Annotated in this window: 10 protein-coding genes; 1 reads left to right on the top strand and 9 read right to left on the bottom strand. The window is 61.5% G+C overall.

Annotated features, from left to right (window positions below):
- Nucleotides 1-18: 18 nt before the first annotated feature.
- From yccS to betI, 9 genes are all read right to left on the bottom strand, one after another.
- A complete protein-coding gene (gene yccS, locus OC71_RS01730; RefSeq protein WP_041063405.1) occupies nt 19-2,202 on the bottom strand; it encodes a YccS family putative transporter in 2,184 nt (727 codons plus the stop codon).
- A gap of 209 nt (nt 2,203-2,411) precedes the next feature.
- On the bottom strand, nt 2,412-3,590 hold the full coding sequence (locus tag OC71_RS01725; RefSeq protein ID WP_041063403.1) for an NAD(P)/FAD-dependent oxidoreductase: 1,179 nt from the start codon (nt 3,588-3,590) through the stop codon (nt 2,412-2,414).
- A gap of 146 nt (nt 3,591-3,736) precedes the next feature.
- The gene (gene dbpA, locus OC71_RS01720) at nt 3,737-5,074 is read right to left on the bottom strand and encodes an ATP-dependent RNA helicase DbpA (protein ID WP_236645185.1); all 1,338 of its coding nucleotides are present in this window, start codon (nt 5,072-5,074) and stop codon (nt 3,737-3,739) included.
- 279 nt (nt 5,075-5,353) lie between these two features.
- The gene (gene mdtD, locus OC71_RS01715) at nt 5,354-6,793 is read right to left on the bottom strand and encodes a multidrug transporter subunit MdtD (protein WP_041063399.1); all 1,440 of its coding nucleotides are present in this window, start codon (nt 6,791-6,793) and stop codon (nt 5,354-5,356) included.
- A 140-nt stretch (nt 6,794-6,933) separates the two neighbouring features.
- Entirely contained in the window at nt 6,934-8,271 is a 1,338-nt protein-coding gene (locus OC71_RS01710; protein ID WP_041063397.1) for a TldD/PmbA family protein, read from the bottom strand.
- A complete protein-coding gene (locus OC71_RS01705; RefSeq protein ID WP_041063395.1) occupies nt 8,271-9,713 on the bottom strand; it encodes a TldD/PmbA family protein in 1,443 nt (480 codons plus the stop codon). The genes OC71_RS01710 and OC71_RS01705 overlap by 1 nt, the downstream gene beginning before the upstream one ends.
- Nucleotides 9,714-9,996: 283 nt before the next feature.
- Entirely contained in the window at nt 9,997-11,700 is a 1,704-nt protein-coding gene (gene betA / locus OC71_RS01700; protein WP_041063393.1) for a choline dehydrogenase, read from the bottom strand.
- A 179-nt stretch (nt 11,701-11,879) separates the two neighbouring features.
- Nucleotides 11,880-13,352, bottom strand: a complete 1,473-nt coding sequence (betB, locus tag OC71_RS01695; protein ID WP_041063391.1) for a betaine-aldehyde dehydrogenase — start codon at nt 13,350-13,352, stop codon at nt 11,880-11,882.
- A 62-nt stretch (nt 13,353-13,414) separates the two neighbouring features.
- Nucleotides 13,415-14,035: a transcriptional regulator BetI gene (betI, locus tag OC71_RS01690; protein WP_041063389.1), complete on the bottom strand. Its 621-nt coding sequence runs from the start codon at nt 14,033-14,035 to the stop codon at nt 13,415-13,417.
- Between the two features lie 428 nt (nt 14,036-14,463).
- On the opposite strand from betI, the gene betT reads away from it, so the two are divergent.
- Nucleotides 14,464-16,461, top strand: coding sequence for a choline BCCT transporter BetT (gene betT / locus OC71_RS01685; RefSeq protein WP_041063387.1), 1,998 nt, complete (start codon nt 14,464-14,466; stop codon nt 16,459-16,461).
- Nucleotides 16,462-16,570: the final 109 nt, after the last annotated feature.

Raw genomic sequence — 16,570 nt, 5'->3', positions numbered from 1 at the left:
GGGGCCAGTCCGGTCACCTTAAGCCTCGCTGGTGTCTTTGATCAAATGCGCCGCCAACGTGCGCAACGGCCCCAGCTGCCGGCAGATCAATGCCAGTTGCGTCTGCACCAGCCGCTGCCCTTCATCGATCTCGTCGGGCATCTGCTCCAGCTCATTGGCCAGCGCTTCCTCGTCGTCGCTCTGGATCGCCACTGGCTGCTTGTTCGCCAGGCCCTGGGCGATTTCATCGATGCTCGCGGCCAGTTTCACTCCAGCACCGTCGATCAGGTGTTCGCGGACTTCCGCCGGTAGTTGCGTTTCGCGATGCGCGCCCAACCCGGACAGGTAGCTGAGCAGGGTGTGCGACAGCACCAGAAAGCGGAAACCGACATCCGCTTCCTTCCGGAAATGCCCCGGCTCCATCAGCATGTTCGCCAGCGTCGTCGACAGTGCCGCGTCGGCGTTGTGCGCGTTACGTCGGGCCAGGCGATAGGCGAGGTCATCGCTCTTGCCGGCGGCGTATTGCTGCATGATCTGGCGCAGGTAGATGCTGTTGCAGGTCAGGGTGTTGGCCAGCACTTTGTTCAGGCGTCGACCCTGCCAGTCCGGCAGGAACAGGAACACCGTCAGGCCGGCGATCAGGCTGCCAAGCAGGGTATCGAACAGGCGCGGCAGGAACAGCCCGTAGCCATCACCGATCTGGTTGAAGCAGAACAGCACCATGATCGTGATCGCCGCCGTCGCCACGGTGTAACGCGTGGTGCGGTTGGTAAAGAACACCACCCCGGCGGCAATGGCGAAGCACGACTGCACCAGCGGGCTGGGGAACAGATCGAACAGCGCCCAGGCCACGGTCAGACCGATGGCGGTGCCGAGAATCCGCTGCCCGAGTTTGCGCCGCGTTGCGCCGTAGTTCGGCTGGCAGACGAACAGTGTGGTGAGGATGATCCAATAGCCCTGCGAGGGGTGGATCAGGTGCACCATGCCGTAGCCGATACTCAATGCCAGCGGCAGACGCAGGGCGTGGCGGAACAGCAAGGAGGTCGGTGTCAGCTGCGTGCGCAGACGAATCCACACGTCCTTGAGGTTGCGCGGCGAGCGGTCGAGCAGGCTGCTGTCGGTGGCGTCCGCCAGCGCGTCGGGGTTGCTCGCGTCGCTGAGCAAGCGGTCGAGGGTGCTGAGGTTGGCTGCCAGTGCGCGCAGCGAGCGCAGGAGGCCGCGCCATGCCGGATTGCTCTGGATGCGCAGGTGTTCAAGGGACGCGTCGAGGTCAGTCAGCGCTTCGGCAAAACTGGCGTCGTAGACGAACGGCTGGCGCATCTGGATCGATTCGGCCAACGCGCGACAGGCCTTGCCCTGCTGGCGCAGCAAGCGCTGGCAGCGGAACAGCACGTCGCTGTGGAAGAACGCCTCGGCCAGCGCGTTGTAAGGATAGTGCGAAGAGCTGGCGCGTTCGTGAATATCCTGGGCGAGGAAGTACAGCTTCAGATAACGGCTGACTTTCGAGCCCGGGCGACCGTTGCCGACCCGGTGCAGGATGATTTCCTTGGCACTGTTCAGCGCCGCCACCACCCGACCGTTCTGCTGCGCCAGTTCCAGCCGTCGTGCTTCGACGTCCAGCTGACGGATCGGCTCGAACAGCGAGGCTTTCAGCTTCAGATAGAAGCCCAGTTCACGGAACAGCCGCGCCAGACTCTGCTGCACCGGCTGGTTGGAAAACAGCGCCTGCCACAGCACCGAGAGCAGGCCGTACCACGCCGCGCCGGCCACCAGCAGCATGGGTTCGTGCCAGAAATCGGTGACCGCGCCGCCGCGCTGATCCACGCCGATCATGGTGTAGACCGACAGGATCAACGTTGCCGAAGCAATCGCGCCATAACGCTCGCCGAGCGCACCGAGCATGGTCAGGGCGAAGCTGGCCAGGGCCAGGGCGATGGCAAAGACGATGGGGTAGGGGAAGAGCAGTTCCACCGACAGCGCGGCGATGCTGAAACACACCAGTGTCACGGCGAGGGCGTTGAGGCGACCCTGCCAACTGTCGTCGGTCTCGGCCAGGGCGCTGGCGATGATTCCGAGAAACAACGGGATCAGCAGGCCCATTTCATCCTGATACCAACACAGCGCCATGCTGCCGGTCAGGGCGATGAACACCCGCACGCTGTAGCTGAATTTATCCAGCGCCCACAGGCGCCGCAAAGACTGACGAAACGAGGTCGAGGACATGAAGTGCGAAGGCCTTCCGAGGCGATGCCGCTAAATTGAGCCAGTAATGACGCCGACGCAATGGCGCCGATCACATCTGACAGCAAAAAGTGTTCCTTGATTGCCCGCTCCCCCTGTAGGAGCTGCCGAAGGCTGCGATCTTTTGATCCTGTTTTTAAGATCAAAAGATCGCAGCCTTCGGCAGCTCCTACAGGGGAGTGTTGTTTCAGTCAGACGTATTGCGCAGCCGCGTAACCCGAGGCCCATGCCCACTGGAAGTTGAAACCGCCCAGATGCCCGGTGACGTCGAGAACCTCGCCAACGAAATACAGCCCTGGGCTTTTCAGCGATTCCATGGTCTTGGACGACACTTCGCGGGTATCGACGCCGCCCAGCGTGACCTCGGCGGTGCGGTAGCCTTCGGTGCCGGCCGGGACAACTTTCCAGCTGCCGAGCTTGTCGGCAATCTGCGCCAGTTCGGCGTGGGTGTATTGCTTCATCGGTTTGGACACGAACCAGTTGTCCGCCAACAGGTTGGCCATCTTCTTGGTGAAGATTTCCCCGAGCAGGGTTTTCAGTTCGCTGTTCGGGCGTTCGGCCACTTGCTGTTGCAGCCATGCGGCGGTGTCGTGATCCGGCAGCAGGTTGATCTCCACGGTGTCGCCCGGCTCCCAGAACGACGAGATCTGCAGAATCGCCGGGCCACTGAGGCCGCGGTGAGTGAACAGGATATTCTCGCGAAAGCTCTGCTCGTTGCAGCTGACCAGACAATCCACCGAGGTACCGGACAACTCGGTGCACAGTTCCTTGAGCTGATCGGTGATGGTGAACGGCACCAGGCCGGCACGGGTTGGCAGCAGTTCGTGGCCAAACTGCCTGGCGACCTGATAACCGAAACCGGTAGCGCCCAGCGTCGGGATCGACAGCCCGCCGGTGGCGATCACCAGCGATTGGCACTGAACCTGGCCGAGGGTGGTGTCGAGCAGGTAACCGCTTTCGACCTTTTCGATGGTCTGGATCGAGGTGTCCAGGTGCAGCTCGACGCCGACCTGATCGCACTCGTCGAGCAGCATGCCGAGGATGTCGCTGGATTTGTTATCGCAGAACAGCTGGCCGAGTTTTTTCTCGTGGTAGGGCACGCCATGCTTGGCGACCATGCCGATGAAATCCCACTGGGTGTAGCGCGCCAGTGCCGATTTGCAGAAATGCGGGTTACCCGAGAGGAAATTGCCCGGCTCGGTGTACATATTGGTGAAATTGCAGCGGCCACCACCGGACATCAGGATTTTCTTGCCGGCCTTGTTCGCATGGTCGAGCAGCAGCACCTGACGCCCACGCCCGGCGGCGGTCAGTGCACACATCAACCCTGCGGCGCCAGCGCCAATGATCACGACTTCGGTAGAGCGCAAAACGGTGTCCTCTGAAATATCACCACAAAACCAACTGTTGTAGGAGCTGTCGAGTGAAACGAGGCTGCGATCTTTTGATCTTGCTCTTTAAAAGCAAAGTCAAAAGATCGCAGCCTGCGGCAGCTCCTACAGGGGAGGCGTTGTTCTTACAAGACCCGTACGCGCAGCGAACGGCCCTTGATCTTGCCGTTGTTCAAGCGCTGCAGCGCCTGCATGACCACGGTGCGCTCAACCGCCACATACGACTGGAAGTCAAAGATCGCGATCTTGCCGACCTGGGCACCCGGGATGCCGGCGTCACCGGTCAGGGCGCCGAGGATGTCGCCCGGACGTACCTTGTCCTTGCGCCCGCCGGCGATGCACAGCGTGCTCATCGGTGGCTGTAGCGGGGCGCCGCCCTGGGACTTGAGGTTATCGACCTGATCCCAATTCAGCGGGGCTTTCTGCAGTTGTTCGATGGCTTGCGCACGATGCGCTTCGGACGGTGCGACGAGGCTGACCGCGATGCCTTTTTCGCCAGCGCGACCGGTACGGCCAACGCGGTGAATGTGGATTTCCGAGTCTCGGGCCAGCTCGACGTTGATCACCATGTCCAGCGCATCGATGTCCAGACCACGGGCGGCCACGTCGGTGGCGACCAGAACCGACGTACTGCGGTTGGCAAACATTGCCAGCACCTGATCGCGGTCACGCTGTTCCAGGTCGCCGTGCAGGCCAACGGCAGAAATGCCTTTGGCGGTCAGGTGGTCGACGGTTTCCTGCACTTGCTGCTTGGTGAAGCAGAACGCCACGCAGGAGGCCGGGCGGAAGTGGTGCAGGACTTTGGTCACTGCGCTCATGCGCTCTTCCGGGGAAATCTCGTAGAAGCGCTGCTCGATCTGCGTGTCGTCGTGGAACGCTTCGGCTTTCACCGTTTGCGGATCGCGCATGAATTTCGACGCCAGTTGCTTGATGCCCACCGGGTACGTGGCGGAGAACAGCAGGGTCTGACGGCGTGCCGGGGTCTTTTCGATGATGTCTTCGATGGCGTCGTAAAAGCCCATGTCGAGCATGCGGTCGGCTTCGTCGAGGATCAGCGTGTTCAAGCCGTCGAGGACCAGCGAACCCTTGCGCAGGTGTTGCTGGATACGCCCCGGGGTGCCGACGATGATGTGTGCGCCGTGCTCCAGCGAAGCGATCTGCGGGCCAAACGACACGCCGCCGCACAGGGTCAGGACCTTGATGTTGTCTTCGGCACGGGCCAGGCGCCGGACTTCCTTGGCGACCTGGTCGGCCAGCTCACGGGTCGGGCAGATCACCAGCGCCTGGCAACCGAAGTAGCGCGGGTTGATCGGGTTGAGCAGGCCGATGCCGAACGCGGCGGTCTTGCCGCTGCCGGTCTTGGCCTGGGCGATCAGGTCCATCCCCTTGAGGATCACCGGCAAGCTCTGCGCCTGGATCGGCGTCATCTGGGCATAACCGAGGGATTCGAGGTTAGCCAGCATGGCGGCGGACAGCGGCAGAGTATTAAAAGCGGTGGCGATGGTGGTCACGGGACTGGCCTGCAAAACAAAATGTCGCGCAGTGTAGCAGCCCCGTGCCACTTTCCTCGAAAGTTCTGGACGAACAGTGTCTAAAACCCATGGGAAGAGATTCCACTGTGGCGAGGGAGCTTGCTCCCGCTGGGGCGCGAAGCGGCCCCGCTCTTCAGCTCATAAAGCGGGGGACTGCTGCGCAGTCCAGCGGGAGCAAGCTCCCTCGCCACAAAAGCATTCACTGTTTGTTCAGTGTTCGATGTGTTCATCCGGATGTTCATCAGGGCGTTTGACCCGGCGACCGTCCTCTTTCGACAGTTGCGAGAAGATCGTCGCCGCCAGCATTGCCATCACTCCGACGGTCACAAACGTCAGCTGGAACGCCCCCAGCACGGTCTCGACGCCGTCGTTGCCGATTTCCGCCGTGAAGCCGCCGAGCAAGGCGCCGGCACAGGCCACGCCCAGGCTCAGCGACAACTGCGCCACCACCGACAGCAAGCTGTTGCCGCTGCTGGCGCTGGCGTCGTCGAGGTCGATCAGCGTCACGGTGTTCATCGCGGTGAATTGCAGCGAGTTGATCGCGCCGAGAACCGCCAGCAGGCACAGCAGCAGCCAATAAGGCGTCTGCTCGCTGACCAGACCCATGCTCGCCAGCATGATCCCCAGCGCGAGGGTGTTGCCGGTGAGCACGATGCGATAGCCGAGGCGTTCGATCATTGGTCGCGCCATCCACTTGGCAAACATCGCCGCAGCGGCCAGCGGCAGCATGCTCATCCCCGCCTGCGACGGCGAATAACCCAGCGCCACTTGCAGCAGCAACGGCACCAGAAACGGCAGGGCGCCGCTGCCCAGGCGGGCGAACAAGTTGCCGATGATTCCAACCGCGAAGGTTCGGGTCTTGAACAGCGAAGGGGCGAACAGCGGATTTTCCACACGCCCGGCGCGCAACCAGTACGCCGCCAGGCAGGCCAGCCCGCCGAACAGCAGCAACATCACCCGCAGGTGCGGCAAGTGCAGTTCGCCCAGACCTTCCATGGCGATGGTGATCAGGATCATTGCGGCGCCGAACAGCAGGAAACCGAGGCTGTCGAAGCGCGTGCGTTCGCTGCCGCGCAGGTCGGGAATGAACTTCCACACCGCGTAGCAGCCGAGAACACCGACCGGCAGGTTGATCAGGAAGATCCAGTGCCACGTCAGGTATTGCACCATCCAGCCGCCCATGGTCGGACCGATCAACGGGCCGAGCAGGCCGGGAATAGTGATGAAACCCATGATCCGCACCAGTTCCGAACGCGGATAGGCGCGCAGCACCACCAGCCGTCCGACCGGCAACATCAATGCGCCGCCCAGGCCCTGGATTACCCGCGCGCCAACCAGCATGGTCAGAGTGCTCGATAACGCACAGAGCAGCGAGCCAATGCTGAACAGCAGGATCGCGCCGAAGAAGATTTTCTTGGTGCCGAAGCGGTCGGCGATCCAGCCCGAGGCCGGAATCAGCAAGGCCACGGTGAGCATGTAGGCGATGACCACGCCTTGCATGCGCAACGGGTCTTCGGCCAGATCCCGGGCCATGGCCGGCAGGGCGGTGTTGAGGATGGTCCCGTCGAGGGACTGCATGAAGAACGCAATGGCGACGACCCACGGCAACCAGCGGGCGGTGATGGCGTCGAGAGGCGGGCGAGTGGGCATGGAACCTCTTAGAGTGTGGGTCAGGCGGAACACTACCTTGTGGGAGCTGGCTTGCCAGCGATGACGGGCTTTCAGACAAAGTTATGTTGAATCTGATGTCCTCATCGCTGGCAAGCCAGCTCCCACAGGTTTTTGCGGTGTTACAGGGTTAGCGTGAGTCGGCTCACCAACGCCCCCGGCAGCAACGCCGACGAGGTATTGCGCTGGCTATACGTGCTCGCCGACAGCAGCAACTCACGCTCGGCCGTCAGTGCTTCCAGCTGCGAACCCAGCAGGCTGTAGGCGCTGTCGTCGAAACGCATGGTGCTGACCGGCGCCTGAATCTCGCCGTTCTCGACCCAGAAGGTCGCGAAGCGGGTCATGCCGGTCAGGCGCGCCGCCGGTTGATCGGAGTAGTTCAGGTACCACAAGTTGCTGATGTACAGCCCGGTGCCCAACTGCTTGAGAATTTCTGCCTGTGACAGATCACCGGCCGCCATGTTCAGTGCACTCGGCATTTCACCGCCGCTGGCGCCGTTGGCGGTCAGGCCGTATTCGGCGGCACTGCGCGAGCCGACCAGTTGATCACCGGCCTTGCCTTCGATGACCAGCCGCAGATCGCTGCGCGGATAGCCTTCGCCGGAGAACGCTGGGCTCAACGAGCCGCTGACTTTTTCATCCAGCGACACCAGCGAGCTGAACGCCTGATCACCGACATACAGCTTCTGCAGCGGACTGCTTTTGCTGGCGATCGACTGTGCGGAAAAACCGCCCCAGCTGAGCATGCCCATGATTTCTTCCAGCGCGGCCGGCGCCAGATATGCCCGGTATTGCCCCGGTGCGAGGGTGCGCAACGGTCGACCGAGAAACGCCAGTTGCTCGCGCGCCTGCTGGAAGCGCCGGGCGAAGCCTTCGCTGCTCCATTCGTGCCCGGCGTAGCTGGCCTTGACCGCTTCGCCGTTTTCGTGGAACAGGCTGAAGTCGAAGTTGAAGCTGTTGGCCTGATGCCAGCCAAACGCTCCCGAGGAGCTGGCGAAACCACGGCTGATCGGGCCGGCAGCATAGAAGCCGACCAGATCCAGACCTTCAGCTGCGGTGCAGATTTCCTCGACTACCTGCTCGGTGTCCGGCAGCGGATGTTGCTGCACGTTGTTGCTCTGCCAGCCGTTGTGGTTGAGCAGCAGGTACGGATCCTGTGGCAGCAGCGGCAGGGTTTCGCGCAGTTGTTGCAGGCCTTCGGCGAGGCGTTGCAGATCGGCTTCCTGATCACCGGACAGGGTGATGTGCAGGTCAGCGTGGCGGCCGTCATTGATCAGCTTCAACCCGACACCGGCCTGCTGCACCTGACCGGCCTGACGCACCTTGGCGTGGTTGAAACGCACGAACGCCGAGGATTCGGCGGCATAGCTGAGGGTGAATTGTTCCGGCTCGCGCACGCTGTCGCGCAGCCAATTGACCATGATCTTGAAGGCGTCGGACTGACTCTTCGAAATGCTCATCAGGCGTCTCCCCCAAATACATCAACGTTGCTGAATACGCAGGCCGGCGAAGCGTGGCCGACGCGGATCACCTGGTTCGGCTCGCCCTTGCCGCAGTTTGGCGTGCCCAGCACCTTACGGGTGCCGGCATCGCCGACAGCGCGCAGACTCTTCCAGAACTGCGCGGAAATACCTCGGTAATTCGGATTTTTCACCACACCCTTGAGTTCACCGTTCTCGATCAACTGCCCCCACTCGCATCCGAACTGGAATTTGTTGCGCGCATCGTCAATCGACCATGAACGGTTGGTGCTCATCAGAATGCCGTGCTCGATACCGCTGATCAGTTGCGTCAGCGACTGATCGCCCGGCTCGATGTTGAGGTTGGCCATGCGGTCGATCGGCGGCCGGTTCCAGCCGCAGGCGCGGCTGTTGGCAACGCCGTCGAGGCCGGCGCGGAACTGCGACAGTGCGCCGCCCAATGGCCGCAACAACAAGCCTTGGCGAATCAGGAATTGTTTGCTGGCCTTGCTGCCGTCGTCATCGTGGCCGTAACTGGCCAGCTCTTCGGGAATGTCCGGGTCGAAGGTCACGTTGAGCAGCTTCGAACCGTATTGCAGGCTGCCGAAGTCGCTGGTTTTGACGAAGCTGGTGCCGGCGTAATTGCGCTCGTCACCGAGGATCCGGTCCAGCTCCAGCGGGTGACCGATCGACTCGTGAATCTGCAGCATCATCTGATCGGGCATCAGCAACAGATCGCGCGGGCCTTGCGGGGTATTTGGCGCGAGCAGCAGTTGCAGGGCCTGATCGGCCACTTGCGGGCCGGCGCCGACCAGACCGCAACGGCTGATCACGTCGGCGCCACCCTGCTGACCGAAGTTCTCGCGGCCCAGGGAGCGGGTCTGGCTGTCGTTGCCGTCGTAGGCGGTGACATCGAGACTTGGATAAACGAAGCGCTGGGCCTGGCGCAATTCGGCGCCGGCGCTGCTCAGGTAAATCTGTTCGACGTGGGTGATGCCGATGCTCGCTTGCCAATGCACCAGGCGCTCATCCTTTGGCACCGAGGCGGATTCCGCGCCGAGCAGTTCGAAACATTCGCTCAGGGACGGGAAGGGTTGATCGAGATTGGGCGAAAAGTAATCAGCGCGGTCACTGGATACCGGCTGATCGCGCAGGTCGAGCAAGGCGTGGGGCTTCAGTCGCCGGGCCTGCTGTTCGGCGCGCTCAAGGGCGGCTTGCAGGCCTTGCTGCGACAGGTCGTTGGTCGCTGCATAAGCCTCGACGCCGTTGACCCGCACCGTGAGCATCGCACCCTCGTCACGGCTCAGGCTGGGCGGTTCGGCAACGTTCTTGCGCACCGACAGGTATTGGCCGGACTCGCGTACATACCGCAGGGAAAAAAACTCGGCGCCCGTGCGCAAGGCAGCGAAGCGCTGCTTGAGCTGGGGGTGGAAATCGAACATTCGGGAACCTCCTTGTTATGGAGTTGCGGGGCGTAGCGATTCGGCGGGGAGGGGTGAAACGATTGCGCGAGGTCTAGAGTAGGCCTGCGTGGGGGTAGGATCAAGTGAAGAGGGGGTGTAGGAGGATTTACTGTGCAGCAGGGAGATGGATGCTGATTTGCAGGGCCTCATCGCTGGCAAGCCAGACTCCCACAGGTTTCTCGGTGACCACAATATCTGTGAACGACGCAAAACCCTGTGGGAGCTGGCTTGCCAGCGATTAGCCGTGACGCGGTATCAAGTCTTACTGGGCAACAGGCGTGATATCACGCATCGGCTTGCCCTTCACCGGCGCACCGCCAGCCACGTAGTAGGCAGCATTGCTACGCGGCAGCGGTTTGCGGCCACGGATCTTGTCGGCGATTTTCTCGGCCATCATGATCGTCGGCGCGTTCAGGTTACCGGTGGTGATGATCGGCATGATCGAAGCATCGACCACTCGCAGGCTCTGCATGCCGTGCACGCGGCCTTCGCCATCCACAACCGCCATCTCGTCGGTGCCCATCTTGCACGAGCAGGACGGGTGGAACGCGGTTTCGGCGTGCTCGCGGATGAACTTGTCCAGCTGCTCATCGGTTTGCACTTCGATGCCCGGGCTGATTTCGCGGCCACGGAAAGCGTCCAGCGCAGGCTGTTGCATGATTTCGCGGGTCAGGCGGATGCCGTCACGGAACTCCTGCCAGTCCTGCTCGGTGGCCATGTAGTTGAACAGGATGCTCGGGTGCTGACGCGGATCCTTGGATTTGACCTGGATGCGGCCACGGCTCGGCGAACGCATGGAACCCATGTGTGCCTGGAAGCCGTGCTCTTTCACACCGTTGCTGCCGTTGTAGTTAATCGCTACCGGCAGGAAGTGGTACTGGATGTTCGGCCATTCGAATTCTTCGCGCGTACGGATGAAACCGCCGGCTTCGAACTGATTGCTGGCGCCGATGCCGGTGCCGTTGAACAGCCACTCGGCACCGATGGCTGGCTGGTTGTACCAGAGCAGCGACGGGTACAGCGAGACCGGTTGGGTGCAAGCGTATTGCAGGTACAGCTCAAGGTGATCCTGCAGGTTTTCACCGACGCCCGGCAGATCATGGACGACCGGGATGTCGAGGCTTTCCAGCAGTTTTGCCGGGCCGACACCGGAGCGCTGCAGAATCTGCGGCGAAGCGATGGCGCCGGAGCACAGCAGAACTTCTTTGCGTGCTTTGGCTTCAACGCGCTCTTCCGCCGAGCCGACCAGATAACGCACGCCGACCGCACGCTTGCCTTCGAACAGAATCTTGTCGGTCAGGGCGTGGGTGACGATGGTCAGGGTCGAGCGCTTTTTCGCGACGTCGAGGTAGCCACGGGCCGTGGAAGCACGACGACCGTTCGGCGTCACGGTGCGGTCCATCGGACCGAAGCCTTCCTGCTGGTAGCCGTTCAAGTCTTCGGTGCGCGGGTAACCGGCTTGCACGCCGGCTTCAACCATGGCGTGGAACAGCGGGTTGTTGCCGGCTTTCGGCGTGGTCACGCTGACCGGGCCGTCGCCACCGTGGTAATCGTTCGGGCCGATGTCACGGGTTTCCGCTTTACGGAAGTACGGCAGGCAGTCGAGGTAGGTCCAGTCTTCCAGGCCTGGCAACTTCGCCCAGCCGTCGTAGTCCATCGCGTTGCCACGGATGTAGCACATGCCGTTGATCAGCGAGGAGCCGCCGAGGCCTTTGCCGCGACCGCATTCCATCCGGCGACCGTCCATGTGTGGCTCCGGATCGGTTTCGTAGGCCCAGTTGTAGCGACGACCCTGCAGCGGGAATGCCAGCGCGGCCGGCATTTGCGTGCGGAAGTCGAAACGATAGTCCGGGCCGCCTGCTTCGAGCAGCAGCACGGTGACGCCTTCGTCTTCAGTCAGACGGGTCGCCAGGGTGTTACCGGCCGAGCCGGCACCGATGATGATGTAATCGAATTCTTGGGACATTGAATGCACCCTCTTTAGATGTGGTCAGGCAGGACCTCAGCGAGTGCTGCGCACTCGAATCGCTGGCAAGCCAGCTCCCACAAGGATTGGGAGCTGCCACAGATTTGAGGGACGACTCCAAACCTGTGGGAGCGGGCTTGCCCGCGAAGAGGCCTTCGCAGGCAATACAAGACTCGGGCTTAGAACACCGAGACGTAATCGCCCAGCTCGACCTGTACCGATTTGATGCGTGTGTAGTTGGTCAGCGAGCTGATGCCGTTTTCACGGCCCACGCCAGACTGCTTGTAACCGCCCACCGGCATTTTTGCGTCGGACTCGCCCCAGGCGTTGATCCAGCAGATACCGGCTTCCAGTTGATGAATCACGCGGTGTGCGCGGTTCAGGTCTTTGGTGACGATACCGGCGGCCAGGCCGAAGTCGGTGTCGTTGGCGCGGCGGATCACTTCTTCTTCGGTTTCGTAGGAGAGGATCGCCATCACCGGGCCAAAGATTTCTTCACGGACGATGGTCATCTCGTCGGTGCAATCGGTGAACACGGTCGGTGCGACGAAAGCGCCTTTGGCGAATTCACCGTCGGTCAGACGCTCGCCGCCGCACAGCACGCGGGCACCTTCTTCTTTACCCTTGGTGATGTAACCCAGCACGCTTTCCATGTGGGCGAAGCTGACCAGTGGGCCGAAGTTGGTGTTTTCGTCTTCCGGGTTGCCGATGCGGATGCGCGCGACGCGCTCGACGATCTTGGCTTCGAAAGCCGCTTTCAGGTGGCTCGGTACGAACACGCGAGTACCGTTGGTGCAGACCTGACCGGAGCTGTAGAAGTTGGCCATCATCGCGGTGTCGGCGGCGCGATCCAGGTCGGCGTCGTCGCAGATGATCAGCGGCGACTTGCCGCCCAGTTCCATGGTCACGTCTTTGAGCGACGAAGCCGAAGCGCTGGCCATGACTTTCTTGCCGGTGTCGGTGCCGCCGGTGAAGGAAACTTTCTCTATGCGCGGGTGCTCGGTCAGCCAGGTGCCGACTTCACGGCCGCTGCCGGTCAGGACGTTGAACACGCCGTTTGGCAGGCCGGCTTCGGTGTAGATCTCGGCCAGTTTCAAGGTGGTCAGCGAGGTGACTTCGCTTGGCTTGAAGATCATCGCGTTACCAGCGGCCAGGGCGGGTGCGGATTTCCACAGCGCGATCTGGATCGGGTAGTTCCACGCGCCGATACCGGCGACCACGCCCAGCGGTTCGCGACGGGTGTAGACAAAGGAAGTGTCGCGCAGCGGGATCTGCTCGCCTTCGATCGCCGGCACCAGGCCTGCGTAGTATTCCAGCACGTCAGCACCGGTGACGATGTCGACGTACTTGGTTTCGGAGAAGGCTTTGCCGGTGTCCAGGGTTTCCAGAGCAGCCAGTTCATCGTTGCGCTCGCGCAGGATGTCGACGGCGCGACGCAGGATGCGCGAACGCTCCATGGCGGTCATCGCGGCCCAGATTTTCTGGCCCTTTTCAGCGCTGACCACGGCACGCTCGACGTCTTCCTTGGTCGCACGCTGCACTTTGGCGAGGACTTCACCGTTCGCCGGGTTGATGGCTTCGAAAGTGGCATCGCTGCCAGCGTCGGAGTACGCGCCATCGATGTAGAGTTTTTGCAGTTCGAAACGGGCCATAGTGTCCTCGCAAGTGCATTAGTGGTTGGCGTCGACCACCGCGCTGAAACTGCGGTGGCGGTTCAGGTACCGAGCGTTTTCTGTGTGCTCTGGCTCACCTGCTTGGCCAATTGGAAATCCATGTATTCGTAAGCGATCTGTTGCGCCTGCGCGGTGTCGAAAGCGTCTCCCGACAGCGCGCCGCGCAACCACAAACCGTCGATCAACGCTGCCAGTCCACGCGCGGCGCTGCGCGCATCTTCGAGCGGCAACACACGGCGGAACTCGCAGCACAGGTTGGAATACAGACGGTGATCGTTGATCCGCTGCAACCTGTGCAAAGACGGCTGGTGCATGCTGGTGGCCCAGAAGGCCAGCCAGGTTTTCATTGCCGGGCCATTGACCTGGCTGGCGTCGAAGTTGCCTTCGATGATCACCTGCAGATGCGCCCGTGGGCTGCTGTCTGCCAGCGCCTGACGGCGCGCGGTGACGTTCTCGCTGAGGACATTCATCAGATACCGCATCGTGGCGGCAATCAGGCCGTTCTTGTCCTGAAAATAGTGACTGATGATGCCATTCGAGACACCGGCCAAACGGGCGATCAGCGCAATGCTGGCGTCCCCCATACCGACCTGATCGACCGCCTGCAACGTGGCTTCGATCAGTTGTTGGCGGCGGATGGGTTGCATACCGACCTTGGGCATCTTGCACATCTCCTTAGGCCTTCCGACGGGCGATAAACGCCGATCGGATTGAGGGCCAGTCTATTTTGTTTTGATTGAACGTTCAATCAACAAAGAATAAGATCTGCGACAAATCGTCGCTGCCTACAGATTTTTTCTGCTTGTAAATGGCGATAAAACGACCTCCGAAAATCCTTGAAACCTGCGTGGGGCATGGCGCGGTTCGCTATTCGATGGACGTGTTGAATGGGCAAGACGCTCGGGGCCAGGTTTCGGATGAACGTCCGCACAGCTTCGGCCACGAAAGCGATTTGCAACGCCATTTCGGCAGGTTCGGGCTTTTTTCGGGGTGTCTTTATATCACCCGCCGGTCGGCTGCCAACTAACCGATTGGTCGGGTTCCGTGTTGCCTTGTGTTCTTCTCTCGCACTGCCTGGAGCATTTGTGCCATGAGTTCTGCCTCGCTAATAAAGACCCCGCCCGAGAAGGTGACGGTCAACGGTTGGGTGTTTTACACCTCGACCGCGCTGATTCTGTTGTTGACCGCCATTCTGATCATCGCCCCGCAAGAGGCCGGCAGAATGTTGGGTATGGCTCAGGCCTGGTTGTCGCGCAGCTTCGGCTGGTACTACATGGTGGTGATCGCCGCCTACCTGGTGTTTGTGGTGGGCCTGGCGTTTTCCTCCTACGGCAAACTCAAACTGGGCAGCAAGGACGATACCCCGGATTTCAGTTACGGTGCCTGGGCGGGGATGCTGTTCTCGTCGGGTATCGGTATTTCGCTGCTGTATTTCGGCGCCTCCGAGCCGCTGGACCATTACTTCAATCCGCCGGAAGGCGCAGCGGCCACCAACCTGGCCGCGCGTCAGGCGGTACAACTGACTTTCCTGCACTGGGGCCTGCACGGCTGGGCGATCTACGCACTGGTCGGTCTGGCCGTGGCGTACTTTGCTTACCGTCATAACCAGCCGCTGGCCCTGCGTTCGGCGCTGTATCCGCTGGTGGGCGAGCGTTGGGTCAAAGGCGCGGCCGGTCACGCAGTGGACGGCTTCGGCATGTTCGTGACCCTGCTGGGTCTGGTGACCAACCTGGGGATCGGCTCGCTGCAAGTGTCCTCCGGCCTGGAAAACCTGTTCGGCATGGAGCACAGCAACACCAACCTGCTGATCGTGATCATCGTGATGAGCACCGTGGCGACCATCGCTGCCGTGTCCGGTGTGGAAAACGGCATCCGTCGTCTGTCCAACCTGAACATCGTGCTGTTCAGCGGTCTGCTGATTTTCGTCCTGTTGTTCGGCCCGACCCTGCACCTGCTCAACGGCTTCGTGCAGAACATCGGCGATTACCTCAACGGCGTGGTGCTGAAGACCTTCGACCTGTACGTCTATGAAGGCGACAGCGCCAAGTCCGACCGTTGGCTGGGCCTGTGGACCCTGTTCTACTGGGCGTGGTGGATTTCCTGGGCGCCATTCGTCGGCATGTTCATCGCGCGTATTTCCCGTGGTCGTACCGTGCGTGAGCTGGTCGCTGGTGTACTGCTGATTCCGCTGGGTTTCACCCTGGCGTGGCTGTCGATCTTCGGTAACTCGGCACTGGATCTGGTGATGAACCAGGGCGCGGTGGAACTCGGCAAGACGGCGCTGGAACAGCCGTCGATGGCGATCTACCAGTTGCTGGAACACTACCCGGCGTCGAAAGTCGTCATCGGTGTGTCGATCTTTGTTGGCTTCGTGCTGTTCCTGACCCCGGCCGACTCCGGCGCGGTGATGATGGCGAATCTGTCCTGCAAGGGCGGCAATGTCGATGAAGATGCGCCGCACTGGCTGCGGATCTTCTGGTCGGTGGTGATCACGCTGGTGACTATCGGTCTGCTGTTCGCCGGTAACTTCGAAGCCATGCAAACCATGGTGGTGCTGGCCGGTCTGCCGTTCTCGGTGGTGCTGGTGTTCTTCATGTTCGGCCTGCACAAGGCGATGCGTCAGGACGTGCAGATCGAACAGGAGCAGGCGCAATTGGCTGAACGCGGTCGTCGTGGTTTCAGCGAGCGCCTGACGCAGCTGGATCTGCAACCGAGCCAATCGGTGGTGCAGCGTTTCATGGACAAGCAGGTCAGCCCGGCGCTGGAAGACGCTGCCGCACAAATGCGTGCGCAGGGTCTGGAAGTGCAGACGCTGCTGGGCAAATCCAAGCGCTGCATGGGCGTGCGCGTCGAGATGGAAGAGGGTAACCCTTTCGTCTACGAAGTGAGCCTGGACGGCTATCTGGCGACCCCGACCGAATCGGCCCAGTCCGATGAAGCGCGCCAGCGTTACTACCGCGCCGAGGTGTATTTGCACAACGGCAGCCAGGACTACGACCTGATGGGCTTCACGCAGGATCAGATCACACGCGATGTGCTCGATCAGTTTGAAAGCCATCGGCAGCTCCTTGGCCGGGTGTACAGCTAAACCTTTAGTTAATGGTGCAGCTGTTGTGGCGAGGGAGCTTGCTCCCGCTGGGTTGCGAAGCGACCCCAAGAATTTGTGAGTGCTGCGCACTCAAGCGGGAGCAAGCTCC

It is taken from the genome of Pseudomonas sp. W15Feb9B (genome assembly GCF_000828175.1).
GTDB lineage: Bacteria > Pseudomonadota > Gammaproteobacteria > Pseudomonadales > Pseudomonadaceae > Aquipseudomonas > Aquipseudomonas parakoreensis.
This window is presented reverse-complemented; position numbering and strand designations above follow the sequence as displayed.

Coding starts and splice junctions, on each gene's coding strand:
- yccS (WP_041063405.1), bottom strand. CDS start 2,202: ATGTCCTCGACCTCGTTTCGTCAGTCTTTGCGGCGCCTGTGGGCGCTG.
- dbpA (WP_236645185.1), bottom strand. CDS start 5,074: ATGCTGGCTAACCTCGAATCCCTCGGTTATGCCCAGATGACGCCGATC.
- mdtD (WP_041063399.1), bottom strand. CDS start 6,793: ATGCCCACTCGCCCGCCTCTCGACGCCATCACCGCCCGCTGGTTGCCG.
- OC71_RS01710 (WP_041063397.1), bottom strand. CDS start 8,271: ATGAGCATTTCGAAGAGTCAGTCCGACGCCTTCAAGATCATGGTCAAT.
- OC71_RS01705 (WP_041063395.1), bottom strand. CDS start 9,713: ATGTTCGATTTCCACCCCCAGCTCAAGCAGCGCTTCGCTGCCTTGCGC.
- betA (WP_041063393.1), bottom strand. CDS start 11,700: ATGTCCCAAGAATTCGATTACATCATCATCGGTGCCGGCTCGGCCGGT.
- betB (WP_041063391.1), bottom strand. CDS start 13,352: ATGGCCCGTTTCGAACTGCAAAAACTCTACATCGATGGCGCGTACTCC.
- betI (WP_041063389.1), bottom strand. CDS start 14,035: ATGCCCAAGGTCGGTATGCAACCCATCCGCCGCCAACAACTGATCGAA.
- betT (WP_041063387.1), top strand. CDS start 14,464: ATGAGTTCTGCCTCGCTAATAAAGACCCCGCCCGAGAAGGTGACGGTC.